Source organism: Staphylococcus pasteuri, from assembly GCF_030547725.1.
In the GTDB taxonomy this organism is placed as follows: Bacteria; Bacillota; Bacilli; order Staphylococcales; family Staphylococcaceae; genus Staphylococcus; species Staphylococcus pasteuri.
Genome location: NZ_JAUOQO010000606.1, coordinates 1 through 253, shown reverse-complemented (window position 1 = coordinate 253; position 253 = coordinate 1). Strand labels below are relative to the sequence as shown.

Here is a 253-nt window from a genome sequence, read left to right as displayed (position 1 = left end):
ACGTAGTGATGCCCGAGAATGTCGCCGACGCGGCTGGCCGCAGAAAACCACCTGCGCTTTGTCTCGCTCCAAGGCTCTTTTTCCGGACAGACCCGAGGCAGGTAGAACATTGGGTGTCGCTGGCGCTGGACCATCTCTGCGCGGGTGTAGAATTCGATCTGCCAAGGGGACCGGAGTTGCGCGATGATCCCGCAATCCAGAATAGCAAATTTCGCCTTTGTATAGGGTGTCGTCGCGTCGGCGAGTGCAGAGC

At 58.9% G+C, this 253-nt stretch carries 1 protein-coding gene; it reads right to left on the bottom strand.

From position 1 onward, the window contains the following. A partial coding sequence (locus Q4528_RS14890) for a hypothetical protein (RefSeq protein ID WP_303522451.1) occupies positions 1-253 on the bottom strand: 253 nt, incomplete at both ends.